The sequence below is a fragment of the Pseudomonas floridensis genome (assembly GCF_002087235.1).
Classification (GTDB): domain Bacteria; phylum Pseudomonadota; class Gammaproteobacteria; order Pseudomonadales; family Pseudomonadaceae; genus Aquipseudomonas; species Aquipseudomonas floridensis.
The window spans coordinates 49,565-73,181 of record NZ_MUIO01000018.1 but is presented as its reverse complement, the minus strand read 5'-3'; the positions used below and the strand labels follow the sequence as shown (position 1 = coordinate 73,181).

Annotated in this window: 21 protein-coding genes; 9 read left to right on the top strand and 12 right to left on the bottom strand. The window is 61.0% G+C overall.

Annotated features, from left to right (window positions below; translation table 11 throughout):
• Positions 1-34 precede the first annotated feature (34 nt).
• The 3 genes from uvrD (at position 35) to BZK31_RS06355 (ending at position 3,808) form a co-directional block, all read left to right on the top strand.
• Positions 35-2,218, top strand: a complete 2,184-nt coding sequence (gene uvrD, locus BZK31_RS06365; protein ID WP_083181944.1) for a DNA helicase II — start codon at positions 35-37, stop codon at positions 2,216-2,218.
• Positions 2,219-2,426: 208 nt separating this feature from the next.
• Entirely contained in the window at positions 2,427-3,269 is an 843-nt protein-coding gene (locus BZK31_RS06360) for a Tim44 domain-containing protein (protein ID WP_083181943.1), read from the top strand.
• A 131-nt stretch (positions 3,270-3,400) separates the two neighbouring features.
• Positions 3,401-3,808, top strand: coding sequence for an SMI1/KNR4 family protein (locus BZK31_RS06355; protein WP_083181942.1), 408 nt, complete (start codon positions 3,401-3,403; stop codon positions 3,806-3,808).
• A gap of 40 nt (positions 3,809-3,848) precedes the next feature.
• On the opposite strand, the gene BZK31_RS06350 is transcribed toward BZK31_RS06355, so the two are convergent.
• A complete protein-coding gene (locus BZK31_RS06350) occupies positions 3,849-5,615 on the bottom strand; it encodes a cation:proton antiporter (RefSeq protein ID WP_083181941.1) in 1,767 nt (588 codons plus the stop codon).
• 301 nt (positions 5,616-5,916) lie between these two features.
• On the opposite strand from BZK31_RS06350, the gene BZK31_RS06345 reads away from it, so the two are divergent.
• The gene (locus BZK31_RS06345) at positions 5,917-6,402 is read left to right on the top strand and encodes an acyl-CoA thioesterase (protein ID WP_083181940.1); all 486 of its coding nucleotides are present in this window, start codon (positions 5,917-5,919) and stop codon (positions 6,400-6,402) included.
• A gap of 46 nt (positions 6,403-6,448) precedes the next feature.
• Here BZK31_RS06345 and pdxY read toward each other — a convergent pair whose 3' ends face one another.
• Positions 6,449-7,315 (bottom strand): pyridoxal kinase PdxY, encoded by an 867-nt coding sequence (gene pdxY, locus BZK31_RS06340; RefSeq protein WP_083181939.1) that lies wholly within the window; start codon positions 7,313-7,315, stop codon positions 6,449-6,451.
• A gap of 114 nt (positions 7,316-7,429) precedes the next feature.
• Here pdxY and BZK31_RS06335 point away from each other — a divergent pair, with 114 nt between their 5' ends.
• Positions 7,430-7,822: a DUF3301 domain-containing protein gene (locus BZK31_RS06335; RefSeq protein ID WP_083181938.1), complete on the top strand. Its 393-nt coding sequence runs from the start codon at positions 7,430-7,432 to the stop codon at positions 7,820-7,822.
• Positions 7,823-7,834: 12 nt separating this feature from the next.
• Here BZK31_RS06335 and BZK31_RS06330 read toward each other — a convergent pair whose 3' ends face one another.
• Entirely contained in the window at positions 7,835-8,836 is a 1,002-nt protein-coding gene (locus BZK31_RS06330; RefSeq protein ID WP_083181937.1) for a CobW family GTP-binding protein, read from the bottom strand.
• Positions 8,837-8,888: 52 nt separating this feature from the next.
• Between BZK31_RS06330 and BZK31_RS06325 the strand changes: the two genes are divergently transcribed.
• The gene (locus tag BZK31_RS06325; protein ID WP_083181936.1) at positions 8,889-9,260 is read left to right on the top strand and encodes an NADH:ubiquinone oxidoreductase; all 372 of its coding nucleotides are present in this window, start codon (positions 8,889-8,891) and stop codon (positions 9,258-9,260) included.
• A gap of 7 nt (positions 9,261-9,267) precedes the next feature.
• Here BZK31_RS06325 and BZK31_RS06320 read toward each other — a convergent pair whose 3' ends face one another.
• Positions 9,268-9,918, bottom strand: a complete 651-nt coding sequence (locus tag BZK31_RS06320) for a DUF1826 domain-containing protein (protein ID WP_083181935.1) — start codon at positions 9,916-9,918, stop codon at positions 9,268-9,270.
• Positions 9,918-11,126 (bottom strand): zinc metallochaperone GTPase ZigA, encoded by a 1,209-nt coding sequence (gene zigA / locus BZK31_RS06315; protein WP_083181934.1) that lies wholly within the window; start codon positions 11,124-11,126, stop codon positions 9,918-9,920. The genes BZK31_RS06320 and zigA overlap by 1 nt, the downstream gene beginning before the upstream one ends.
• A gap of 142 nt (positions 11,127-11,268) precedes the next feature.
• Here zigA and BZK31_RS06310 point away from each other — a divergent pair, with 142 nt between their 5' ends.
• Positions 11,269-11,658: a glutamine synthetase gene (locus tag BZK31_RS06310; RefSeq protein WP_083181933.1), complete on the top strand. Its 390-nt coding sequence runs from the start codon at positions 11,269-11,271 to the stop codon at positions 11,656-11,658.
• A 5-nt stretch (positions 11,659-11,663) separates the two neighbouring features.
• Here the strand turns inward: BZK31_RS06310 and BZK31_RS06305 are convergent, their stop codons facing one another.
• Both BZK31_RS06305 and BZK31_RS06300 read right to left on the bottom strand, forming a co-directional pair.
• Positions 11,664-12,890 carry an N-acetylmuramoyl-L-alanine amidase gene (locus BZK31_RS06305; RefSeq protein ID WP_083181932.1) on the bottom strand — a complete coding sequence of 409 codons (1,227 nt, stop codon included), beginning with the start codon at positions 12,888-12,890 and terminating at the stop codon, positions 11,664-11,666.
• Positions 12,891-13,088: 198 nt separating this feature from the next.
• Positions 13,089-13,610, bottom strand: coding sequence for a DUF3617 domain-containing protein (locus tag BZK31_RS06300; protein WP_083181931.1), 522 nt, complete (start codon positions 13,608-13,610; stop codon positions 13,089-13,091).
• A gap of 166 nt (positions 13,611-13,776) precedes the next feature.
• Here BZK31_RS06300 and cls point away from each other — a divergent pair, with 166 nt between their 5' ends.
• Positions 13,777-15,216 carry a cardiolipin synthase gene (cls, locus tag BZK31_RS06295; RefSeq protein WP_083181930.1) on the top strand — a complete coding sequence of 480 codons (1,440 nt, stop codon included), beginning with the start codon at positions 13,777-13,779 and terminating at the stop codon, positions 15,214-15,216.
• A gap of 39 nt (positions 15,217-15,255) precedes the next feature.
• On the opposite strand, the gene cfaB is transcribed toward cls, so the two are convergent.
• From cfaB to hflK (BZK31_RS06270), 5 genes are all read right to left on the bottom strand, one after another.
• Positions 15,256-16,440 carry a C17 cyclopropane fatty acid synthase CfaB gene (gene cfaB / locus BZK31_RS06290; RefSeq protein WP_083181929.1) on the bottom strand — a complete coding sequence of 395 codons (1,185 nt, stop codon included), beginning with the start codon at positions 16,438-16,440 and terminating at the stop codon, positions 15,256-15,258.
• Positions 16,441-16,732: 292 nt separating this feature from the next.
• Positions 16,733-18,658, bottom strand: a complete 1,926-nt coding sequence (locus BZK31_RS06285; protein ID WP_083181928.1) for a heavy metal translocating P-type ATPase — start codon at positions 18,656-18,658, stop codon at positions 16,733-16,735.
• Positions 18,655-19,725 (bottom strand): protease modulator HflK, encoded by a 1,071-nt coding sequence (hflK, locus tag BZK31_RS06280; RefSeq protein ID WP_083181927.1) that lies wholly within the window; start codon positions 19,723-19,725, stop codon positions 18,655-18,657. Before hflK (BZK31_RS06280) ends, BZK31_RS06285 begins: the two co-directional genes overlap by 4 nt.
• On the bottom strand, positions 19,722-20,744 hold the full coding sequence (gene hflC / locus BZK31_RS06275; protein WP_083181926.1) for a protease modulator HflC: 1,023 nt from the start codon (positions 20,742-20,744) through the stop codon (positions 19,722-19,724). The genes hflK (BZK31_RS06280) and hflC overlap by 4 nt, the downstream gene beginning before the upstream one ends.
• Positions 20,745-20,755: 11 nt before the next feature.
• Positions 20,756-22,699, bottom strand: a complete 1,944-nt coding sequence (hflK, locus tag BZK31_RS06270; RefSeq protein WP_083181951.1) for a protease modulator HflK — start codon at positions 22,697-22,699, stop codon at positions 20,756-20,758.
• Between the two features lie 292 nt (positions 22,700-22,991).
• Between hflK (BZK31_RS06270) and BZK31_RS06265 the strand changes: the two genes are divergently transcribed.
• Complete coding sequence (locus BZK31_RS06265; RefSeq protein ID WP_083181925.1) at positions 22,992-23,609, top strand: CDP-alcohol phosphatidyltransferase family protein; 618 nt, start codon at positions 22,992-22,994, stop codon at positions 23,607-23,609.
• The last annotated feature ends 8 nt before the right edge of the window (positions 23,610-23,617 follow it).

Here is a 23,617-nt window from a genome sequence, read left to right as displayed (position 1 = left end):
TGCCCACCATGACGCAGCACCCTAGAATGCGTCGATGCGCGATGATCTCTCTCTTCTCCTCAATTCCCTCAACGACGCCCAACGTCAGGCCGTAGCCGCCTCCCTGGGTCGTCAGTTGGTTCTGGCCGGTGCTGGCTCCGGCAAAACCCGTGTGCTGGTGCATCGTATCGCCTGGCTGATGCAGGTCGAGCAAGCCTCCCCGCATTCAGTCCTGTCGGTAACGTTTACCAACAAGGCCGCTGCCGAGATGCGTCACCGCATCGAGCAACTGATGGGCATCAGCCCGGCAGGCATGTGGGTCGGCACGTTCCACGGTCTGGCGCACCGCCTGTTGCGGGCGCATTGGCAGGAAGCCGGACTGGTGCAGACCTTCCAGATTCTGGACAGCGATGATCAGCAAAGGCTGGTCAAACGCGTGATCCGCGAACTGGGGCTGGACGAACAGCGCTGGCCGGCCCGTCAGGCACAGTGGTTCATCAACGGTCAGAAAGACGAAGGCCTGCGCCCGCAGCACATTCAGGCCAGCGGCGACCTGTTCCTGACCACCATGCGCGGCATTTATGAAGCCTACGAAGCCGCCTGCCAGCGCGCAGGCGTGATCGACTTCTCCGAACTGCTGCTGCGGGCGCTGGACCTGTGGCGCGACAACCCGGGTCTGCTGGCGCATTACCAGCGTCGGTTCCGTCATGTGCTGGTGGACGAGTTCCAGGACACCAACGCCGTGCAGTACGCCTGGTTGCGTCTGCTGGCCCAGGGCGGCGACAGCCTCATGGTGGTGGGCGACGACGACCAGTCCATCTATGGCTGGCGCGGCGCGAAGATCGAGAACATTCATCAGTACTCGTCAGACTTCCCGGACACCGAAGTCATCCGCCTGGAACAGAACTACCGCTCCACCGCGAGCATTCTCAAGGCGGCCAACGGCCTGATCGTCAATAACAGCGGTCGTCTGGGCAAGGAACTGTGGACCGATGTCGGCGATGGCGAGCTGATCAGCCTGTATGCCGCGTTCAACGAACACGATGAAGCGCGCTACGTGGTCGAGACCATCGAGAGCGTGCTCAAGACCGGCATTTCGCGAAACGACATCGCCATTCTGTACCGTTCCAACGCCCAGTCGCGAGTGCTGGAAGAAGCCTTGCTGCGCGAGCGCATTCCATACCGCATCTACGGTGGTCAGCGCTTCTTCGAGCGCGCCGAGATCAAGAACGCCATGGCTTACCTGCGACTGCTGGAAGGTCGTGGCAACGATGCGGCACTCGAGCGGGTCATCAACGTTCCGGCACGCGGTATCGGCGAAAAGACCGTCGAAGCGATTCGCGAACATGCGCGCCACGCAGACGTGTCTATGTGGGAAGCCATGCGCCTGCTGGTGGTCAACAAAGGCCTGACCGGCCGAGCTGCTACTGCGCTGGGCGGGTTCATCGAACTGATCGAGAACCTGTCGGCCAAGGTCATGGACATGCCGCTGCACTTGATGACCCAGACCGTCATCGAGCAGTCCGGACTGATCACCTATCACGAGCAGGAAAAAGGCGAGAAAGGCCAGGCCCGTGTGGAAAACCTTGAGGAACTGGTCAGCGCCGCACGTGCGTTCGAAAACACCGAAGGTGAAGAAGACCTGACGCCGCTCGCTGCATTCCTCGGGCACGCATCGCTTGAGGCAGGCGACACCCAGGCTCAGGAACATGAAGAAAGCATCCAGTTGATGACGCTGCACAGCGCCAAGGGTCTGGAATTCCCGCATGTCTTCCTGGTGGGCATGGAAGAAGGTCTGTTCCCGCACAAGATGAGCCTGGAAGAACCCGGCCGCCTTGAGGAAGAACGCCGTCTGGCCTACGTGGGCATCACCCGCGCCATGCAGCATCTGGTGATGACCTACGCCGAAACCCGGCGTCTGTACGGCAGTGAAACCTATAACAAGGTGTCGCGTTTCGTACGCGAAATCCCGCCAGCGCTGATTCAGGAAGTGCGTTTGTCCAATAGCGTCAGCCGTCCGTTCGGCGGCACGCAGAAGGTCAATAACAGCAGCCTTTTTTCGGGTGCCGGTATTCCGGAAACCGAGTTCACCTTGGGCCAGCGTGTGCAGCACGCAGTATTTGGCGAAGGCGTGATCCTCAACTTCGAAGGCGCAGGCGCCCAGGCACGGGTGCAAGTCAACTTCGCCGAAGGCAGCAAGTGGCTGATGATGGGTTATGCGAAGCTGGTGGCGCTGTAACGGACGACAATGACAGGTGATCGTGCCCGCAGCCGGGGCACGTTCACCTTTGATAAAGGCCGTTGCCCTCACAATGGAAGCCGCACTACAAGTCTCGGCGAAATTTCTTACACTATTTGTGTAAAAGTCCGAAACACTAACGCGCTGGTCATGCAGCCATGTGCTGTGCAACATGGCGCGCATGCAATCACAAAACGGGAACACCCATATGCAACGTTTTCTCAGCTTCGCGATGGCACTGTGCATCGGGCTCACTCTGAGCCTGGATGTGAACGCCGCGCGTTTCGGTGGCGGCAAGAGCATGGGCTCGGCGCCGACCCATCAGGCGCGCCAGACCGCTCCTTCCACACCAGCCGCAGCGCCTAACGCCGCCGGTCGTCCTGCACCTGCTGCCAGCGGTGCCTCCCGCTGGCTCGGCCCGTTGGCCGGTATCGCTGCCGGTGGCCTGCTTGCCGCCATGTTCATGGGCGACGGCTTCCAGGGCCTGCAGCTGTTCGACATTCTGATCGTGGGCCTCATCGCCTTCCTGATCTTCCGCTTCATCGCGCGTCGTCGGCAGCAGCAACAGCCGAAAATGGCCGGTGCAGGCGCTCCGTATCAGCGTGAAAGCAGCCAGCCTGCGCAGAACCCGATCTTCGGCAGCAGCTCGAAAGCTTCCGCTGCACCGGTCATCAATGCACCGGCGTGGTTCAACGAGGAACGCTTTCTTGAAGCTGCTCGCAGTCACTTCCAGTCGCTGCAACAGCATTGGGACGCCAACGAGATGGACAAGATCGCGGAGTTCGTCACCCCGCAAATGCTGCAGTTCCTGAAAAAGGAGCGCGCAGACCTGGGCGACGGCTTCCAGTCGACCTACATCGACAACCTCAACGTTCAGCTCGACGGTGTCGATGACCGAGCCGACAAGACCATCGCCACCCTGACCTTCTCAGGCGTTTCCAAGACCTCGCGTTTTGACCAGGGCGAAGTGTTCAGCGAAAGCTGGAACATGGAGCGTGCGCAAGGCGACAACCAGCCGTGGCTGGTGGCGGGAATTCGCCAGAACGGTTGAACCAGATCCCGTTCCTGCGTTCAGAACCCCGGACATGTCCGGGGTTTTTCGTTTATCCGTTCGGATAGTTATTTTGAGAAAGCCTTTACGCTACTGTATAACCCGCGCCATCAAGTGAGAGGATCCGTGTCGTGGAAGAAGTCATCGAACAACTGCGTGAAGCCAACGAGCCGGTCCCGGTTCCGCTCGAACTGCCCGATGAGGACCTGTTGGTTGAAATCGAGGAACAGCTGTTGATCAACATCCCGTTTGTCTTCAAGGAGTTTCTCCTGACCGTCAGCGACGTGGTGTACGGCAGCCTGGAGCCCGTTACCGTGACTGACCCGCAGTCGCACACCTATCTGCCGGACGTCGCCGCCACCGCCTGGGACATGGGCGTACCGCGCGAGCTGATTCCGATCTGTCAGGACGGTGACGATTACTACTGCGTGGAAGAAGACGGCACTGTAGTGCTGTGGTCAGCCGAAGAAGAACTGGTAACCGAAGAGAGCTGGGAATCGGTCTGGCACTGGGCGCGGGACGTCTGGCTGGAAAGCTGAGCCCCGCTGGACAGTGTCCGTTACAGGGAAGTCGCCGGGCTCAATGCCCGGATGACTCCTGATTGTTGTTCCCCAGCGTCTCTATCAGGGCCAGTTGCATGCGCGTATGCACGCGGATGAACCAGCGCCATAGCAGTGCAGCCACGAGCGCCGCTACCAGAGCGATCACCAGCAACAGCTCGTTGGCCGGCAGAATGCTCGCCGACAACGCCGCCAGCATCACGAAGATCACCGCCAGCGACAGCAGCGGAATCACCTCAGCGACCACCTTGCGCACCCGATCGGTGTGACGCCCTGCCATCTCGGGTTTGACGCCCATCTCCGCCAGCAGCATCGACAGCGCCTTGAGCTTGCGATAGGCGGCGATCAGGAACGGCAGCGACAGCAGCAATGCCGCGCCGCAGATCCACGCCTTTTGATGGCTGACATCGTGGACCCACTCACTCATATAGCCGCCAATGCGCTCGGCGAAATAGCCACCGCTGAAGAAGATCGCCATCACCAGTGCCAGGTTGATGCCGACCTGCAACAGGATGCGCCGGATCATCTTCGCCAGCACCGCACCTTCGCCTTGCGGTTGAATGCTGCGTAGCCACTCGCCGTACATGTTGAATACCCTGGCCGTGCGCGCAGGAACCACTGCCGCCAGCTTGAGCGACAGCGGGTCGGCGCCACGAATCAGGTACGGCGTGAGCAAGGTGGTGATGGCCGACACGGCGACTGCAACCGGGTACAGGAAGTCGCTGGTCACCTGCAGTGTCATGCCAAGCGCCGCGATGATGAAGGAAAACTCGCCAATCTGTGACAGGCCCATCCCGACACGTAGCGACGTACGACCATCGTTGCCGGCGATAAACGCTCCCAGTCCGCAGGACAACATCTTGCCCGCCACCACCGCGACGGTGATGACCGCGATGGGCCAGGCGTAATCCAGCAGGATTTTCGGGTCGATCATCAATCCGATCGCCACAAAGAAGATCGCGCTGAACATGTCGCGAATCGGCTCGATCAGTCGCTCGATCTTTATCAGTTCGCGGGACTCGGCCATGATCGCGCCGATCAGGAACGCACCGAGCACCATGCTGTATTCCAGCTTGACCACCAACAGGCAGAAACCGAAGCACAGGCCCAGTACCGTGATGAGCAGCATCTCGTTGCTTTCGAAACGGGCCACGTACGCCAGCACACGCGGCACCAGCAGAATGCCGATCACCAGTGCCACGATCATGAACAGCGACAGCTTGCCGACCGTCGAGAAGACTTCGCCGGAGCTGACCGTACCACTGACGGCGATGCCGGACAGCAGCGCGATGATGCCGATGCCGAGAATGTCTTCAACGATCAACACGCCGAAGATCAATTGAGCGAAGCGCTCGTTCTTCATCTTCAGATCATTGAGCGCCTTGACGATGATGGTGGTCGAGGAAATCGCCAGAATCGCGCCCAGGAACAGTGAATCCATGGTCTTCCAGCCGAAGAACTGACCGATCTCGTAACCGAGCCAGATCATCAGGGCAATTTCGAGAAACGCCGCGATGAACGCGGTCGCACCGACCTTGAACAGCTTGCGCAGACTGAACTCCAGGCCCAGGCAGAACATCAGGAAAATGACGCCAAGCTCGGCGAGGGTTTTGATAGTGTCTTCGTCGTGGATCAGACTCACGGGCGGCGTGTGCGGGCCGATGATGAAGCCGGCGACGATGTAACCGAGCACCACCGGCTGACGCAGTCGGTGGAAAAGGATAGTCACCACGCCCGCCACCAGCATGATCACTGCCAGGTCCTGAATGAAATTGATGGCATGCATGGGGGTGCGGCTCCTTGTGAGTAATGACGTCCCGACCGGTATCGACGCTCCCTGTCCTGCCACGGAGCGTTCATCTCGTCATCAAAATCTGATCAAAACGTAGGAAAAAACCCGATCCACGGGTTTTTGAAGGGTAACACCGCACCCTTCGCCAGAAAGCCGGTGCAATATATGGAAACAGATAGAGTGAAGGCGTGACGGCTGCCTGACAGCCAGCGTCCCGATACTGTGGTTGCAAGACGCCTCAATTCCCGAGCGCCAGCATAGGCGCCAATGAACACCTTGACCGTGTGAGTACGCTATGGAACCCGGAAACGCCCAGCTGTCGATGACTGTATTGATGACCCCGGACATGGCCAACTTTTCTGGCAATGTGCATGGCGGTACGCTTCTCAAGTACCTGGATGAGGTGGCCTACGCCTGCGCGAGCCGTTACGCCGGGCGCTATGTGGTGACACTGTCCGTGGATCAGGTGATTTTCCGCGAACCGGTACATGTCGGTGAGCTGGTGACCTTCCTGGCCTCGGTGAACTACACCGGCAACACCTCGATGGAGGTCGGCATCAAGGTGGTCACGGAAAACATCCGCGAGCGCTCGGTACGCCACTCCAACAGTTGCTTCTTCACCATGGTGGCCGTGGACGACAACCGTAAACCGGCCAGTGTCCCGCCGCTGGAACCGGAAAGCCCGGACGCCAGGCGCCGCTATATTCAGGCACAACAACGCCGCCAGATCCGTCAGGAACTGGAAAAGCGCTATCAGGAAATCAAGGAAGAAGCCTTGTAAGAGACGGCTCAGGCCAAAAGGCCCGAGCCAGAGGCTGGCAACGCCGTTACAGCCTGACCGCTTCGAAACGCACGCGCGGATGAGCGATGCGGTCCTGGGCGCGAACCAGTTCCAGTTCGTAACTGCCGCACGCCTGGGTTTCCAGCAGCACTTCGTGCACTGCGGATGCCGTGAATTCAAAGGCAGCGACCAGATCGTCGCCCAGCAGTACCCGGGCCAGGAACAGACCGGAGGTCAGGTCGCCGACGCCCACCGGCTGACGCGGAAAGGCCAGCAATGGCCGACGCAGGTGCCAACTGGCGTCCGCCGTGACCAGCAGCATTTCGAAACCATCGGCCGCTTTGCCCGGATAATCCAGGTGTTTGACCACCACTGCTTTCGGACCCCGGGCCAACAGCGCGCGTGCCATCGCCAGGCAATCGAGCAGCGATTCAGGCTTGCGGCCTGAAAAGCTGTCCAGTTCCAGCTGGTTCGGGCACAGGAAGTCGGCCATGGCAGCGGCCTCCTCCAGCAAAAACTCGCTGACTTCTGCCGGGACGATGCAGCCCTTTTCGGGATGCCCCATCACCGGGTCGCACAAATACAGGGCCTTGGGGTTGGCCGCCTTGATCCGCGCCACGCCGGTCAGGATCGCTCGCCCCTGAGCGGCGCTGCCCAGATAGCCGGACAACACGGCGTCGCAGTGACCCAGCTCGCCAATCGCGGCGATGCCGTCGATCAGCGCCGGAATCTGCTGCGGCGCCAGCACTTCGCCTGTCCATTGCTTGTATTGGGTGTGGTTGGAGAACTGGACCGTGTTGAGCGGCCAGACATTGACCCCGATACGCTGCATCGGAAACACCGCCGCACTATTGCCGGCGTGGCCGAAGACCACGTGGGACTGGATAGCGAGCAAGTGGGGTGTACGTTTCATGGGAGTATCCTGAACACGATGCAAATGCAGTAATGAGAAATATAAGTCGCACAGTATGGCTGTAAATCACTCAGGACAGTTAAGCTGGTGGCTCCTTTGCTGGAGCACCTCGTCATGCTGACCTTGGGAAACATTTTCGTGCTGATGCTGTTCGCAAGTGCTGCAGCATGGTGGTGGCACGCGCATGGATTGCGCGAGAAAGCGCTGGAGCGGGTCAAGCAGCACTGCGCCCGGCTCGAACTCGAACTGCTCGACGGCAATGTCGCCCTGCGCCGTCTGACTTTCGCTCGCGATGCTCAGGGTCACAGGCGTCTGGCCCGGGTGTACGGTTTCGAATTCACCGTCACGGGAGAACAGCGGCATCCCGGCACCATTACCATGTTCGGCGCTCACACCGCGCAGATCGAGCTGGCACCCTACCCGTTCGAGATAAAAACGCCACCGCCGAGTGCGGAGATCATTCAAATGAGTGAATGGCGTCAGTCGCATCAGAAATGGAAGCAATAAGCGAGCGCCGAATCACTCGTGCGTGAGCAATGAAAGTTTGTGATCGACCACGCACTCTGCCAGCCGAACCTGCAATGCATCAATATCCTGAGGCGTTGAAAAGATCAGCTCCAGGCGCGAATCCCGTCGCCATTCGCTGACGCGCCAGGCCAGCCGACCACTGTCCGTGACGTTGCCTGCGTACCAACCGCTTTCGCTGTGGATAACCATCTTCGCCCGACGCCAGTTCAGGCTTTCCAGCCAGTGCAAAACCCGTATCAGGTCGAACCGCTGCGAGGGATGCCAGCGCCAGCCGATACTCCAGCCTTCTTCGCTGTCGTGACTCAGGCAGATGGGTACGAACGGATCGGTCCAGATCGTTTCGAGCGGACCGACACTGCGAGGCAACACCAGGTTATCCACAAGACTCTTATCCACAGAGCCTTGCGCTGAAAAGCCCGGCAGCAGATCAAGCGGCAACTCGCCGTAGCGGGTCCAGAACAAGGAATGGCCGGTCAGTTGGTCTGCCAGTAAGGACCGTGCAGCGTCATCCACATGCTCAGACTTGTTCATCACCACCTGTCCGGCCAGCGCCAGCGCCTGCTGTTGAGTCGTGGGCAGTGATTCGCCTTCTGCCATCGCTGCGGCATCAAGCACCATCACGCTTGGCTGAAGCGCCAGCACGCCACGCCAGGGTGCTTCACTCAACTGCGCCATCAACTGCGCGGGGTGCCCCAACCCGGAAGGTTCGATCAGCAGGCGGTCGGGCCTGGCCTTGCGCAGCAGACGACCCAGACCAATCTGGAACGGTACGCCGTTGACGCAGCACAGGCAGCCGCCAGCCACTTCGCCAAGTGCGATACCATCTTCAGCCGTTGTCAGCAGTGCGGCGTCCAGACCGATCTGCCCGAACTCGTTGAGCAACACTGCCCAACGTTCACCGGACGGCTTTTGCGCCAACAATTGCCGGATCAGGCTGGTCTTGCCGGCACCCAGCGGGCCACTGATGACGTGAGTAGGAATGTTCTGCAGCATGGTGATGATGCTCTGCGAGTGCGTTCGCCATTGAAGAGCAAGGAAGGTAACGATGCAAGCGATGCGGCTGTCTGCCGGACTGGTGTGGGTGCTGTTGATGATCTCGTCAGGCGAGAACCGGGCTGACGCCTGCCTGGTGCACAGCCAGGCCGATCGACTCGACGTCAAAGTGTGTCAGGAAAATATCAATATCCCGGCCAACCTGTTCCACGACAGCTTCTGCCAGCCACAACTGGCTGGCCAGAAGACCGAGGTCACCTACCTGCAACAATGCCCTACCGGCGCGTTCGGCGTGTGCCGCAACGCACAGGTCGCCAATATGCCTTATCGCGAGAACATTCATTATTACGGCGTAGCCACGGACGCTTTGTATTTGAAGCCGTTTTGCGAAGGCCAGAGCAAAGGTCAGTGGCTGACGCCGTAATAGCGTTTCAGGCCAGCCAGTCCAGGGTGAGGATCAACCGGCGCTCGTTGCGTTCCAGCGTCGGTGAGCGATGAACCAGGCCCGCGCCCTCGTTGCCGCGCCAGCGCTCGCCCTTGAGCAAGGCCACGTCAGCAGTGTCGATCTGCTGAATGACGCCGGCATCCACAGGTTCGGCTTCGGCGCGTCCCAATTGCCTGCGATCGATGACGTCCTCCTTGAGCCACTGACTGCCGCGTCCGGCATACGTCGTGATCAGGCGCACCGGCACGTGATCGACATGGAAACGCGGACACATGGCCTTGTCGAGCACCCTCAAACGCAGCCCCACACAGTCGGCTCCGAGCAGGCAGGCATAAGCGCTGACCAGCCAGGACACGTCAGCGATGAAGCCCTGATAGCCCTGCAGATCGGAATAGCCCGACGCCAGCGTGCGTAGATCAGGCTCGACATCGCCGCCCTTCACGTCCAGCGTCAAAGACTCGGACAACGACTGCCCCATCGACAGCAGCAACGCGCCGAAGTCTTCGATATGGGCCGGTAACTGACGCCGCCAGACCGCGAGATTGACACCGTCTTCCAGCACTTCGCCCAACACGTCAGGCGTTTCGCCCTGTGCCTGCCGAATCGGCGGCTGGTATTTCAGAAAATGAGCATGCATCAGGCAGCCACCTCTTCGTGCCAAGGGCCAAAGGGATCCTTCAGCATGCGCCAGCGCTCCACACCTGCGGCCATCTCGGCATCAGTGAGCAGGCAGTCGTCCAGTTCGGCAGTCAGCCGCTGGAAGTCGATGTTCTGACCGATGAACACCAGTTCCTGGCGGCAATCGCCGGTTTCCGTGGACCAGTTTTGCAGAATCGAGGTCACACTTTCCTGGTCTTCAGGCCAGCTTTCACGCGTCACAAAGCGCCACCAGCGCCCTGCGAACCCGTGTCGCATCAACCCGCCCGCCTGAGACCAACTGCCCGCGTCCTTGTATTTGCTGGCCAGCCAGAAAAAGCCTTTGGAGCGCAGCAGCTTGCCGTTGGTCCAAGGGCGATTGATGAAGTCGAAAAAACGTTGCGGGTGAAACGGGCGACGCGACCGATAGGCCGTGGAGGCGATGCCGTACTCTTCGGTTTCCGGCAAATGCTCGCCGCGCAGCTCCTTCAGCCAACCCGGTGCCTGAGAGGCGCGCTCGAAGTCGAAGCGCTCGGTGTTGAGAATCTTCGCCAAAGGCACTTCGCCCATGACCATCGGGATGATGTCTGCCTCGGCGTTCAGGCTTCTCAGGATCGCCATCAACTCTTCACGTTCCTGCGAGCTGATCAGATCGATCTTGCTCAGCAGGATCACGTCGGCGAATTCGATCTGCTCGATCAGCAGGTCGGTAATCGAGCGGTCGTCGTCCTCACCCAGGGTTTCGCCGCGTGAAGAAAGGCCGTCGGCGGCTTCGTAGTCGAGCAGAAAGTTGACCCCGTCGACCACCGTAACCATGGTGTCGAGACGGGCCATATCGGTCAGACTCTTGCCTGCCTCATCGCGAAACGTGAAGGTCTCCGCGACCGGTAAGGGTTCAGAGATGCCGGTGGATTCGATCAGCAGGTAATCGAAGCGTCCGTCTTGAGCGAGGCGACTCACCTCTTCGAGCAAGTCCTCGCGCAAGGTGCAGCAGATGCAGCCGTTGCTCATCTCGATGAGCTTTTCTTCGGCGCGGTTCAGGCTGACATCGCGCTGAACCTCACTGCCATCAATGTTGATTTCACTCATGTCGTTGACGATGACGGCAACCCGCAGATTTTCACGGTTGCGCAGCACGTAATTGAGTAAGGTGCTTTTTCCGGCGCCGAGAAATCCGGACAGCACGGTAACGGGTAGACGGTTCGACATCAGGATTCTCCTGCCGGAATGCAGGGCTTCAGCCCTGTTCGTACGGGCTGCAACGAATCCATCTGGCAGCCCGCTCTAATCACGGCAAGATGTTATAGTATAACAACGCAAAATAGCCATACCGTTCAATGAAGGGTTCGTCATGAAGCAGGTCTGCACCGGTTTGTTTGCGTTAATGGCGTTGATCGGCGCGCAGGCCATGGCTGCGGGAGCGAAGCCTGCCGCCGATCTGGCGTTGTGCACTCGCAGCGCGACCGTACTGGCGTGCAGCGATGCGCTGGGCAATCACTACAGCGTCACCACGGCCGGGCAGACGACCTGGCTCAAAGGCTATGAAGTGCTGGACAAACGTCGCTGGGTGCAGACCAACAGCCGCTACGATCAATTGACGTTCTTCACGGGGCTGGCATCAGATGGCGAAGCCTGGATCGGCACCATTCAACGTGTGGGGTGGACCACCATCACGCGGGTTTCAAGCTCGAACGGCACACGCAGCAAAATCACCTGCAGCCGCTTGAACGGCTGCAGGTGACCACGTCATACCTGCTGTTCGCGCTTCTGCGCCTGCACCCAGGCCATGTGCGAATCCATTGGCGGATTACGCTGGAAGTAACGCTGCAGGCCGTCGAACAATCCATCGGCGACCGCCTGCTGATGACGCGCCGTGACCAGACGCTGGCTGTCGCGACTGTTGGAAATGAACCCTGTCTCGACCAGAATCGACGGCACATCCGGTGACTTGAGCACGGCAAACCCGGCCTGTTCCACGCGCTTTTGATGCAGCGTGGTGATGCCTTCCAGGCTGCCCAGAATGGTGTGACCCAACTGCATGCTGGCGGCGATAGTCGCGTTCATCGACATGTCGAGAATCACCCCGGCCAGCATCGGATCCTTGTCCTTGAGATTGAGCAACGAGCTGGCACCCAGCAGGTCCGCGCCATTCTCGCGCTGAGCCATGAAACGCGCCGTGGCCGACGTGGCGCCGCCTTCGGACAACGCGAACACCGACGCGCCGGACGCTGTCAGGCGTGGTGCAGCATCGGCGTGCACCGAGATGAACATGTCGGCATTGGATTTGTGGGCGAATTCCACACGTTTGCGCAGCGGCACGAAGAAGTCATCATTGCGCACCAGACGCACATCAAAGCCCTTCTCGCGCTTGAGACGCTTGGCCAGCAGTTGCGCGATCGACAGCACCACGTCTTTCTCTCGCTCGCCTTTTGAGCCCACTGCTCCGGGATCCTTGCCGCCATGGCCGGCGTCGACCACGACCATAATGTCGCGACCGCCGCTGCGCGCCTTGCTCGGCATTTGCACTGGAACAGGCGGCGGCAGCTCGGCCATCTGTACCGGGGCGCGTGCCGTGGAACTCATGTCCAGTACCAGACGATGGCCTTGATCGCCCTGAGGGCCGAGCAGAAAACTGTTCAACTGCACCGGCGCAGTCAGGTCGAGCACGATGCGCGTGTCATCGCCAGCGCCGTAATGGCCAGAGCGAATGGAGGTGATGACGGTTCTGTCCAGCGCCAGCTGACTGAAGTCGCCGGTCAGGCGCGCGCCGCTGACGTCGATGATCAAACGGTCAGGCGAAGTCAGCGTGAAAGTTTTGTATTGCACCGGGCCGCTCAGATCGAGGACCAGACGCAGCTTGTCATTGGTGCGCCACAGACGCGCGTTACGTATCTGCGTGGCGTAGGCGCCCAGCGGCAGAGTCAGGGCCGCACCGGCCAGGAGCATATTGAGCAGCATTTGGCGTCTGTGCATGGGATGTCTCAAGCGCAAAAACGAGCATCCCGGCTCATGAAGTGAACATCCCTGATATTAGTAACAATATAACATGCAGTTACACATCAAAGATGAAGTAAATCATGAAGATTACGTTATGGAACATTCCCGTAACCGACAATAAATCGACCGTTTTTTCAGGAATGTTCCACGTGGAACGTAACTGTATGAATTGACTCAGGTACGCGGCGTGACCGTTCCACACTGCGCGCCCAGCCACACAGCGCGGGTGTCCATGCTGCCGTTCTGCTGCTGACCAGTGGCATTGAACGTGCCAACCACTTTAGTGGTGAACTCGCGGTCGCTGAGGAATTGCGCTTGTCCCGTGCCCTGCGCTTTAGGGCAACTGAACTGGAAGTTCCAGGTCTTGCCATTGCGCGCAGTGATCTTCTGCGTGCAGCCGGACTTGGGGTCTGTCAGCGGGATATTGTCCGATTGAACTTGAGCAGGCGTCAGGCAAACACGCACGCCCTGGCCACCCAGCGTAACGCCCTGCCTCTGCATCATCTGTTCCATCATTGCTCGCTGTTCGGGTGGCAGGTTTTTCAACTGTCCCAGCATCAGTTGCAAATCGGGCAATTGCTGGCCATCCACTTTCATGTTGCTGGAAGTCAGCTCCCACAAGCCTGGCTGCAGCATCTGCGCCTGAGCTAACGGCGTCGCCAGGCAAAACATCCAGGCCAATATACGTTTATTCATTTGAGTATTCCTGAGCGGCAGTGACAGATACACGTGGCCGGGACAACCAGCCGGAAGATGAGGCTTAGACGACGCAAGCGCTGCCCAGTTGCACCGGGAATAAAATAGCGACATTCCCGTTCAGCTGTGGTCTGTTAGGCAGTAAAGCCGAGGAGCATTGTTCCACATGGATTATCACGACCCGTATTTTTTCGGTTACGTTCTGGGCTTCATACATCTATTGGGAACGGGTGCTGCGATCCATGCACTGCTCACCGTGCGCACCTCCCAAGGCGCTATCGCCTGGGCGATGCCGCTGGTGTTCATTCCTTATTTCACGCTGATCCCGTATCTGGTGTTCGGCCGCAGTTCGTTCGACGCGTACATCAAGGCACGTCGCGAAGCCAACCAGGAAATGCGTGTGGCGATTGGCAGTCTCAACTGGCGGCCCTGGATCGAGGAAGCGGTTGCAGCGCGCCGCTCCAAAGCCTATGCATCATTGCGCGCCATGCCCAAGCTGGGGCACATGCCAGCGCTGGCCAACAATAAGGTCAGGTTGCTGATCAACGGCGACGCCAGCTTCAAGGCAATGTTCGATGCAATCCGCGAGGCACGCCAGACCATTCTTGTGCAGTTCTTCATCATTCATGACGACGTGCTGGGGAGACAACTGCAAACGCTGCTGCTGGAAAAGGCTGCCGAAGGTGTGGCGATTTTTGTCCTCTACGACCGCATCGGCAGCCATGCCCTGCCCGCCGCCTACAGTGAAGCGTTGCGCGCTGGCGGTGTGCAGATCAAGGCGTTCGCCACGCACGGTGGCTGGCTCAACCGTTTCCAGATCAACTTCCGCAATCATCGCAAGATCGTGGTCGTCGATGGCCTGAAAGGCTACATGGGCGGGCATAACGTCGGCGACGAGTACATGGGGCTCAAGCCGCCGCTGGCACCATGGCGGGATACGCACGTGGAAGTCATCGGTCCGGTCGTCGCTTGCCTGCAGGAATCGTTCGCCGAAGACTGGTTCTGGGCGACCCGTGAACTACCGCCGTTGAGCCTGCCGGAAACCTTTCCCGAAGACGGCGTGCTGTGTCAGCTGCTGGCCAGCGGCCCGGCCGATGCTCAGGAAACCTGCTCGCTGTTCTTTGTTGAGGCCATCCATGCCGCGGAAGAGCGCGTCTGGATCACCAGCCCCTACTTCATCCCCGACGAAGCAGTCTCCGCCGCCCTGCGTCTGGCCGTGCTGCGCGGCGTGGACGTCCGCCTGCTGCTGCCGTCGCGTCCGGACCATTACGTGGTCTACGCCGCCTCTAGCCTGTACGCCTTCGACGCCGTGCGCGCAGGTGTCAGAGTCTTTCGCTATGAGCCGGGCTTTCTGCACCAGAAGGTGGTGCTGGTGGACAACGAAATTACCGCCATCGGCAGCGCGAACCTCGACAACCGCTCGTTTCGGCTCAACTTCGAACTGATGCTGCTGACCGTCGACAGCGATTTCTCCAGCCAGGTCGAAGCCATGCTTAACGCCGACTTCGCCCTGGCCAGGGAAATCTCCATTCAGGAAAGCCGCGAAACGCGTCGCCTGCATCAGTTGGGCATGCGGGTGGCGCGGTTGATCTCGCCAATCCTGTGAGCGCATGACCCTTTTGATGGGCTTTGATGGGCGTGGCCTTCAACGATACATATCCTCCCGCGTCAGCGGCAAGCCGGTCCCACCATCGGCGAAGGGTTTGACGGCCAGTATCTGATGCAGATTGATCCAGCCCCTCGCGAACGCGTAGGCGCAGCCCGCCAGGTACAAACGCCAGATACGCAGGGTGTGTTCGGGGACCATGGAGGCGGCTTCGTTCAGCCGTGATTCCAGGCGGGCACTCCAGTGCTGCAGGGTCATGGCGTAGTGCGGCCGCAGGCTTTCGACGTCAACCACTTCAAGGCCAGCTTCGCTGATGTGTGCGCTGATCATGGCCATGTGCGGCAGTTCGCCATTGGGGAACACGTAGCGATCGATGAACTCGCCAGCGCCGCGCCCGACTGGACGTCCGTCGGTGTGTCTGGCGGTGATGCCATGGTTCATCACCAGACCGCCCTCTTTCACCGCACCGAACAAGCGCTGGGTATAAAGCGGTAGATTGGCGTGTCCGACGTGTTCGAACATGCCGACGCTGACCACCTTGTCGAAGCGCCCATCCTGCGGCAGGTCGCGGTAGTCGAGCAATTGCAGATCGACCTGCCCTTCCAGCCCCTCGGCCTTCACCCGTTCGCGGGCCAGCGCCAGTTGCTCGCGACTGAGGGTGATACCGAAGACGCTCGCCCCGTACTCACGCGCCGCGAAGCGCGCCAGCCCGCCCCATCCGCAGCCGACATCCAGCAGGTAATCGCCGGGCTTGAGACGCAGCTTGCGGCACAGGTGGTGGAATTTGTCCTGCTGCGCCTGTTCCAGCGACTCGTTGCCGGTCTTGAAGTACGCGCAGGAGTAAACCATCTCCTTGTCGAGCCAGAGCTGGTAGAAGTCATTGGACAGGTCGTAGTGATACGAGATCGAAGCCGCGTCAGTGTCTTTGTCGTGCTGCGTGCGCACCGGCGTTGCGGATTCGTCTTCCTCCAGCAGTGCGTGGGTCAGCTCATCGCAGACCCGCACCACTTCGCTGATGGAACCTTCGAGTTCGAGGCGCCCTTCGACGAAGGCGCTGCCGAGCAGGTCGAGGCTGGGGTGAGTGAAATCGGACACCAGTCGCGGGTCCTTGACGACAATCGTGACGCTGGGCTCGGGTCCCAGGTCCATTTGATGGCCGTCCCAGAGCTTGAGGCGCAACGGCAAGTGAAGGTTCTGCAAGGCCGACGGAAGTTGCGTGAGCATTTGAAATCACCCCCTTATCCAGAAACTCGAAGAAGAGCATCCAAGACAAGCCCTCCAAAAGGGGCCGCTAGGCTATTGGCGATGGCGAAACTGCGTTGAATCAACTTCCGGGAACAGCCCTGTGCCCACTGACTCGAGCCAGACGACAGCCTGAATTTGGATCGCGCTCTGGTGAATGACTATTAATCTGTAACAGAGTTCTTCAAAGCTCAAGCCATTTTTTATACTTAAAGGACTGAAATGGCCCGAGCACTCGAGGCAAAACCGCGCTGTGAAATGCCTGAAAAGCCGCTCACACTTTACTCAGCGGCTCCTGAAAACGTAGCAGACGCCCGGCGTTTCCCAACACCAGCAAGGTGCTGAGGTTATGCAGAATTGCGGCGATCATGGCACCGGCCGCTCCCAGCAGACCAAAGGCAGCCAGCGCGACGATGGCCAGCGTCCAGCCAAGGCCGATGATCACGTTGACCTGCAGAGTCTGACGGCACTGGCGACTGAGACGAACGCAGGTGCCCAGACGCCGCAGGTCGCTGCCGATCAATACGATATCGGCTGAAGCCAGCGCAATGTCGGCACCGCCCGCCCCCATCGCCACGCCCACCACACCGGCCTTGAGCGCCAGCGAGTCATTGACGCCGTCGCCAACCACCATCGGCCTGAAGCCGCTGGCGATCTCGCTCATCACGCGGTTGAGCTTGTCCTCCGGCAGCGCCTGAGCGTGCACGTCGGTGATGCCGACTTCGCGGGCCAGTTGATGGGCCACGCCCTGTCGATCACCTGTCAGCAGCAGCTGTCTGCCCATACCGAGTTCGCGCAACTCCAGCAGCGCAGCCTGCGCCTCGGGTTTCAGGGTGTCGGCCAGCAACAGCCAGGCCAGAAATTCGCCGTTCAGAGAAAGACCGGCCAGCGGTCCGTCATGCTCGGGCACCTCGGGCGCGACGATACCCAGTTGCTCGAACAACTCAGGTCGGCCCAGCGCCGCATCGCCTCGCCCGGTGGACGCCACGACGCCCAGGCCCTGGCGCTCGCGAATATCGGTCAGCGGCAGCAGCGCGGACTTGTCCACAAGCTCGGCCAGCGCGCGGCTGACCGGGTGACTGCTGGCCGAACCGAGGCTGGCGGCCAGTTCCAGCAATTGCTCATGCTGCGTGCCGCGCACCTGTATCGACTGCAAGCGCAGACGGCCGAACGTCAGTGTGCCGGTCTTGTCCACCACCAGCGAAGTCAGGTCGGCCAGCTCTTCGAGGAACGCCGAACTGCGGATCAGAATCCCGTGCCGCGCCGCCACCGCAATACCGGCAATCGCCGTCGCCGGGGCCGACAACACCAGCGCACAGGGACAAGCCGCCACCAACACTGCCAGCATCGCCTGAGCATCATGGGTGATAAACCAGGTCAGCGCCGCTATCAGCAACACCAACACCATGTAACTGCCTGCATAACGTTCGAGCAGACGCGTGATCGGCGGTTTGGAGCGCTCGGCGCTCTGCATCAGGGCGATGACCTTACCCAGCGTCGACTCGTCACCGATGCGCGTTACTTCGATGCGCAGCAGGCCATCGAGGTTGATCGCGCCACCGAAGACCTCGACGCCAAGAGTCGCTTCCAGCGGCACCGACTCGCCAGTAATCGACGAGGTGTCGAGGCTGGCCTGGCCGGAGAGTACCCGACCGTCCGCCGGAACCCGGTCACCGGCTCGTACCTCGACCCGATCACCCGCCTTCAGCGCGGTGTTGTCCACCTCGCGAATGCTGCCATCGGGCGCCAGCAGGCGGGCGTGGCTGCGTGTCAGGCGACCCAGCGCCTCGATGGCTTCCTGTGAACCGATCACGCTGCGCTCTTCCAGTACATGACCGAAGATCATGATGATCGGCAGCAAGGCAGCGGTCATCAGGTCGCCCGTGGCCCACGCACCCAGCATCGCCAGCGCGATCAGTTGATCGGTGATGCCGTGCAGGCTCGGGTGCCGCAGGCTGTGCCAGCCGGCACTGACCACCGGGATCGCGACCAGCAGCGAGGCGGCACCCAGCAGCAGTTGGCTGACACCGTTCTGCTCGGGGGCGATGAAGCGCCAGATCAGGCCGAGCCCCAACAAGCCCAGCGCCAGCATCGCCAGGGTCAACTGTCGCGCTGCGCTTCGTTGCTCGGCACCGCTGAGCATGCTGCCGCTCGCTTCGGGTTTGCCATGGGCGTGGGTGTGAACGGCTTCGCCACTCATCGCTGTGCTCCCTGAATGATCAGGCGGGAATCGTCTTTGGGGTCAACCGTGGTGACCGAACCGGCCTGATGCAGAATCGCCGGCACGCGCTCACGGTAAATACGCAGCAGCAAGTCCGGGTCGCTGCGGTTCTGCACCGACTGCGCCAGACTGGCCACGGTCGCGGTATCGGTCTGCGCCTTGGCCAGCCGCTCGGACGCCTGAGCGTGGGCCACTTGCAGGGTTCGGTCGGCTTGTTGATTGGCGGTCTGGGTCAGCTTCTCCGCATCGGTGCGGGCATTGGCCACCGCCTGATCAGCCTGTTGACTGGCCGTCAGCACGGCATTGAAGGCGTTGACCGCAGACGTCGGCAGGCTCGACTGCACGTCCACCCGCGCGACTTCGATACCGATGCTCATCCCGGTGTCACGCAACTCGGCCAGACGCTGGTTGATGCCGCGCACCAGATCGCCGCGCAGCCGTTCGCGACGCTCCGCCGCCTGGCTGTCTGCGCCCATCAGTTCAGGACGTGCGACCAGAATGGTGTCCAGGTCCCGTGCGGCGGCCAGTGCGACCGCGCTGCGATTGACCAGCCGGTCCAGCGCAGGCTGCACATGATCGCCTTGCAGCACGAAAGCATACGGGTCGGTTACCTTGTAGAACACGGTCACGTCCAGTTGCACCACACCGGCATCACCGGTCAGCAGAAAACCCGAGCCTGCCAGCGCATCACTGATAGGCGCTGACAAGGTGGCGATCTCATCGGCTTTCAAGGCTGCGGGCGAACGCAACAGGGTTTCCACACGCCGCTCGATCACCCGGTCAGCCGACGGCAGCAGCACGACGTGTTCGAACGGTTGCGGCCAGGCGGTCAGCAGGCCTGCATTCTGGACACGTTCCAGCGCTCCGAAACGCATGACCACGGCGCGGTTCTGCGGATCGATCTGCCGCACGTTGGAGGTGATCCAGCCGAGCGCCGCCAGCAACGTGACGCCGTACAGCCCGAGAAACGCCAGACGGCTGGCCTGTAACCAGGGACCGTTGAGCTTCGGTCGCTGCAGCGTGGTGTCGGTATCCGCCTCGTTCATGGCTGCGATCCGTGCCTGGCGTCCAGCGTTGGCGGGCCATCGACCAGCACGCGAAACGGGGCGGCGTCGGTGCGCAGGATCAGGCGGGTACTGGGCGTGACCACCGTCCCCAGCGTGTCCAGCGAACGCAGCAGGTTATAAAGCTGTGGCGAACCGGCGTAAGCGCGGCCGTAGATCTGCGCGGCCTCAACCCGGGATTGCGCCTCGATGTCGGCCGCCTTGACCGTGGCATCGGCTTCGACAATGCGCGCATCGCGCTCTGCCGCCGAGCGGATCTGCGCCGCTTCGCGCTTGCCCACAGCGGTGCGTTCGGTGGCGATGGTTTCACGCTCGGCACGCATCCGGTCAACGGTGGCGTTGAGGGTTACCGATGGCAATGTCAGACGCTCGACCCCAACCTGCAGAACGCGTACGCCGTAAGTGGCGAGCAACTGCTGATCGATCTGCTGACGCAGCTGATTCTCGAACGCCGTGATATTCACCTTGTTCGCATCGGTGTTGATCAGGCTGGACAGGTCGAAACTGCTGGCCGTGGTTTCAAGCGCCGAACCGACGAAGGTGCGGATCTGCCGCGCCGCTTCATCCGGCTGGTTCTGCACCGCCCGCATGAAGCGCTGCACGTTGTCTGCGTCACCTTGAACCTGCCAGGCCACGTAGGCCTGAACGATGATCCGCAAGCCGTCACGCGTGCCGACATCCTGCAAACCGCTGGAGGTAGTACGCAGGCGCAGGTCCACCGGGATGGTCGCCTCGAACGGCGCAGGCCAGCGCCAGTTCAAGCCCGGCTCCAGCAAAACCCGTGACGGATTGCCGAAACGGGTGACGACCGTCGCCTCGCCCGAGCGCACCTGCACCAGACTCGCCGCCGCCACGGCGAATGCAATCAGCACCGCAGCCAGAGCGGCCCGCCGCCAGGGAAACGCGGCCGACCCTGTTGCCTCGTGATGATGGTGGTGGTGATGGCCACGACCGCTGTGGTCATGGTCGCCGTGATCGTGATGATGATGGAACAGACTCAAGGGACGACTCCTTACTGAACGGCTTTACGCGGCGCCGTTGGGTCTGCCGGTGGCGTGAAAGAACGCAGGTCAATGGTCGGCGCGTTGGCGCCGCCCAGACGATGATCGAGTATCAGCAGCTTCGCGTTGCCCAGACCTTCGGTGAGGCGCGACAGGTAATGCTCCAGCAGAAAGGCTTGCCCTGCGCGGCTGTACGCCTGCTGCTCGGCGCTGAAACGCAGGTCTGCGCCTTGGGCGGTGGCCAGCACTTCCCGGGCGGTGGCACTGGCTTGATCGTGGGCGACACTGGCGTTGAGCTGCGCCTGATTGGCCTTGTCGCTGGCCGCGCCGCGCTCGCGGGAAATCAGCGCTTGCGCGCCAATCTGCGCCGCCTGTACAGCGTGGTAAGCGTTGGCGGCACCGGCTGGCGGATGGATCGCTTCGACCACAGTGGCCAGGATTTCCACTCCACTGTCCAGTCGCTGCAGGTCGTCCTGCACGGCCTTGCCAATGTCATCGGCCAGACCGCTGCGTTGCTCGCCGAGCAACTCATCGAGGGTGCGCGAGGCAAAATCGTGCACCAGCACGCGGCTCGCGGTGCTGCGGATCAGCGCTGGCACATCGGCGCTGTTGTAGGTCGCGGCCAGCGCCGCAGCATCCGTCAGACCGATGCGGTAAACGAAGCGCACGTCCATGTTGACGATCTGAAAGCTTTGTTTGACGCCTGCGCTGCTGGCAATGACCTGAGATTTCTCATTGATGTGGCTGGCATCCCACAAGCGGTTGGCGCTGTCCGGTGGCGGACCTTCGGCAGGATCGGCAACCTGCTCGGCGTCACTGGCCTGCGACACGCTGGTCGCCAGTTCGTGAACCACGCCGTTTTCCACCGCGAGCACGCGACCGAACGGCCACGGCAAGCCTGCGTGCAATCCGGGATCGAACACATCGACCGGCTTGCCGAACCGCTCATAGATGCCCCGCCCCTGCAGCGGAATCTCGTGCACGCCGGTCAGCACCCAACCCAGCGCCGCGACAACCGCCAGCACCGGCAGGAAGGCACGGCGCATGTAAGTAAACGCCCAGATCTGACGCAGGTCGATGCCGAAGCGGTTGTGCAGTTCGTGTTGCAAGGCCAGCAGCGGACGCGGCGGCCAGCGCAACAGGTCGGCAATGAAACTGCCGGCCAACAGGCGCGGTTCGAGACGCTCGTTGCGCGGGCTGAACAACGACAGTGCGGCACGCAGCAGAAACTCGATCGCGATCGCCATTGGCAGCAACCCGATCAGCACGGCCAGCCGTGCCGGCCAGACGCGCTCGGTACTGGAGAAAAACAGGCACAGCGCGGCGACCAGCAGCACAACGATCGCTACGCGCGCCAGTCGGGAAAGCGGTTCGGCTTCCGGCCACTGCGTCTCGCTGTTCAACTGGCGCTCGAAAACCAGTAAACCGAACGCCAGGAGCAGCATCGCGCTGCCTGCCAGGTTGGCCAGCGCCGAGATGTCATTGCCGAGCAAGGTCAGGTTCCAGATCGCCTGAATACTGAGCAGAACCAGCAACGCCCAACCGGCAAGCCACAGGGTCGAGAGACCGATCTGCTGCAGCAGCGATTCGCCGGATTCACTCAGGCGGGTGAGCAGACGTTCATACCAGCCGGTGTCATCTGCATCGGTGGCTGAAACGACGGACTCTGTGGTGATCGCCGAGTCCAGCGCCCGGATGCGCCAGAGCGCCACACTGCGGGCCGATTGCAGACCCGCAGCCAATAGCAGCAGCGCGGCACCGCTGTTGACCAGTACGGCCATCCACAGCGAGCCGGGAGAAAAAAGATCGATGAAAAATGCCAGCAGCAGCCCGGCAACACCCAACCCTGCGGTGGTGTACATGAACCGTGCGAGGCGTCGAGCCTGGCGTGCAGCCATTTGAAAACGCGGCAGACCCTCAAGGTCTGCGTGCTCTACATCCAGATCAACCCGCATCACCACCCCGAACCCGCCTCTTTGTCGCCATCGGCCTGTCGCAGGCCTGCACTGGCGGTCTGAATGCCGTCGCATCATAACGTTATGATGTAACAGGCGTTATAAAACTTTTGTCAGGTTCAACGACCGTTCAGGTCGGTCATTCGGGTAACGAATTTTCTCAATCGTGAGACATATCGCACAAACAGCACTGCGTGATACAGGTCACATTATGTTTCACTAGCGGCCTGGCTGGCGCAGCTGAAAAACGTGCACAGCGTGCGTAGTTATCCACAGACACGGATGCTCTTCGTTGATTTCTATCTATCAGCTCAAACCCCGCTTTCAAAACCTGCTGCGGCCGGCTGCACAGCGCCTGTACGACCGTGGCGTGACCGCCAATCAAGTCACGCTGGCAGCCTGCTTCGTGTCGTTGCTGATCGGCGCCATCGTGGCGTTATCCATTCCCCACTACGCCGTGTTCGCGCTGATCCCGCTGTGGATGATCCTGCGCATGGCACTCAACGCCATAGACGGCATGCTCGCCCGCGAATTCGGCCAGAAATCCCGGCTCGGCGCCTACCTCAATGAGCTGACCGACGTCATTGCCGACAGCGCGCTGTTTCTGCCGTTTGCGCTGCTTCCCGATGTCAGCCCGACACTGGTGCTGCTGGTCACCCTGCTGGCAATCTTTACCGAATACGCGGGCGTTCTCGGGCCGATGGTCGGCGCATCCCGGCGCTACGACGGCCCGATGGGCAAGAGCGACCGCGCCCTTGTGTTCGGCATGCTTGGCGCGGGCGTAGCAGTCGGCTGGCTCGCGCCCCTGTGGATAAATGGCGTGCTGGCGATTGTCTGTGTCCTGCTGATCTATACGCTCTACAACCGTGTTCGACGCGGTCTGGACGAACCCACTTCCCCTCAAGAATAAGCAGCCAG

Bases quoted from the DNA above. Each gene is read 5' to 3' on its own strand.
- uvrD (WP_083181944.1), top strand. From the start codon at position 35: ATGCGCGATGATCTCTCTCTTCTCCTCAATTCCCTCAACGACGCCCAA.
- BZK31_RS06360 (WP_083181943.1), top strand. From the start codon at position 2,427: ATGCAACGTTTTCTCAGCTTCGCGATGGCACTGTGCATCGGGCTCACT.
- BZK31_RS06350 (WP_083181941.1), bottom strand. From the start codon at position 5,615: ATGCATGCCATCAATTTCATTCAGGACCTGGCAGTGATCATGCTGGTG.
- BZK31_RS06345 (WP_083181940.1), top strand. From the start codon at position 5,917: ATGGAACCCGGAAACGCCCAGCTGTCGATGACTGTATTGATGACCCCG.
- pdxY (WP_083181939.1), bottom strand. From the start codon at position 7,315: ATGAAACGTACACCCCACTTGCTCGCTATCCAGTCCCACGTGGTCTTC.
- BZK31_RS06335 (WP_083181938.1), top strand. From the start codon at position 7,430: ATGCTGACCTTGGGAAACATTTTCGTGCTGATGCTGTTCGCAAGTGCT.
- BZK31_RS06330 (WP_083181937.1), bottom strand. From the start codon at position 8,836: ATGCTGCAGAACATTCCTACTCACGTCATCAGTGGCCCGCTGGGTGCC.
- BZK31_RS06325 (WP_083181936.1), top strand. From the start codon at position 8,889: ATGCAAGCGATGCGGCTGTCTGCCGGACTGGTGTGGGTGCTGTTGATG.
- BZK31_RS06320 (WP_083181935.1), bottom strand. From the start codon at position 9,918: ATGCATGCTCATTTTCTGAAATACCAGCCGCCGATTCGGCAGGCACAG.
- zigA (WP_083181934.1), bottom strand. From the start codon at position 11,126: ATGTCGAACCGTCTACCCGTTACCGTGCTGTCCGGATTTCTCGGCGCC.
- BZK31_RS06310 (WP_083181933.1), top strand. From the start codon at position 11,269: ATGAAGCAGGTCTGCACCGGTTTGTTTGCGTTAATGGCGTTGATCGGC.
- BZK31_RS06305 (WP_083181932.1), bottom strand. From the start codon at position 12,890: ATGCACAGACGCCAAATGCTGCTCAATATGCTCCTGGCCGGTGCGGCC.
- BZK31_RS06300 (WP_083181931.1), bottom strand. From the start codon at position 13,610: ATGAATAAACGTATATTGGCCTGGATGTTTTGCCTGGCGACGCCGTTA.
- cls (WP_083181930.1), top strand. From the start codon at position 13,777: ATGGATTATCACGACCCGTATTTTTTCGGTTACGTTCTGGGCTTCATA.
- cfaB (WP_083181929.1), bottom strand. From the start codon at position 16,440: ATGCTCACGCAACTTCCGTCGGCCTTGCAGAACCTTCACTTGCCGTTG.
- BZK31_RS06285 (WP_083181928.1), bottom strand. From the start codon at position 18,658: ATGAGTGGCGAAGCCGTTCACACCCACGCCCATGGCAAACCCGAAGCG.
- hflK (WP_083181927.1), bottom strand. From the start codon at position 19,725: ATGAACGAGGCGGATACCGACACCACGCTGCAGCGACCGAAGCTCAAC.
- hflK (WP_083181951.1), bottom strand. From the start codon at position 22,699: ATGCGGGTTGATCTGGATGTAGAGCACGCAGACCTTGAGGGTCTGCCG.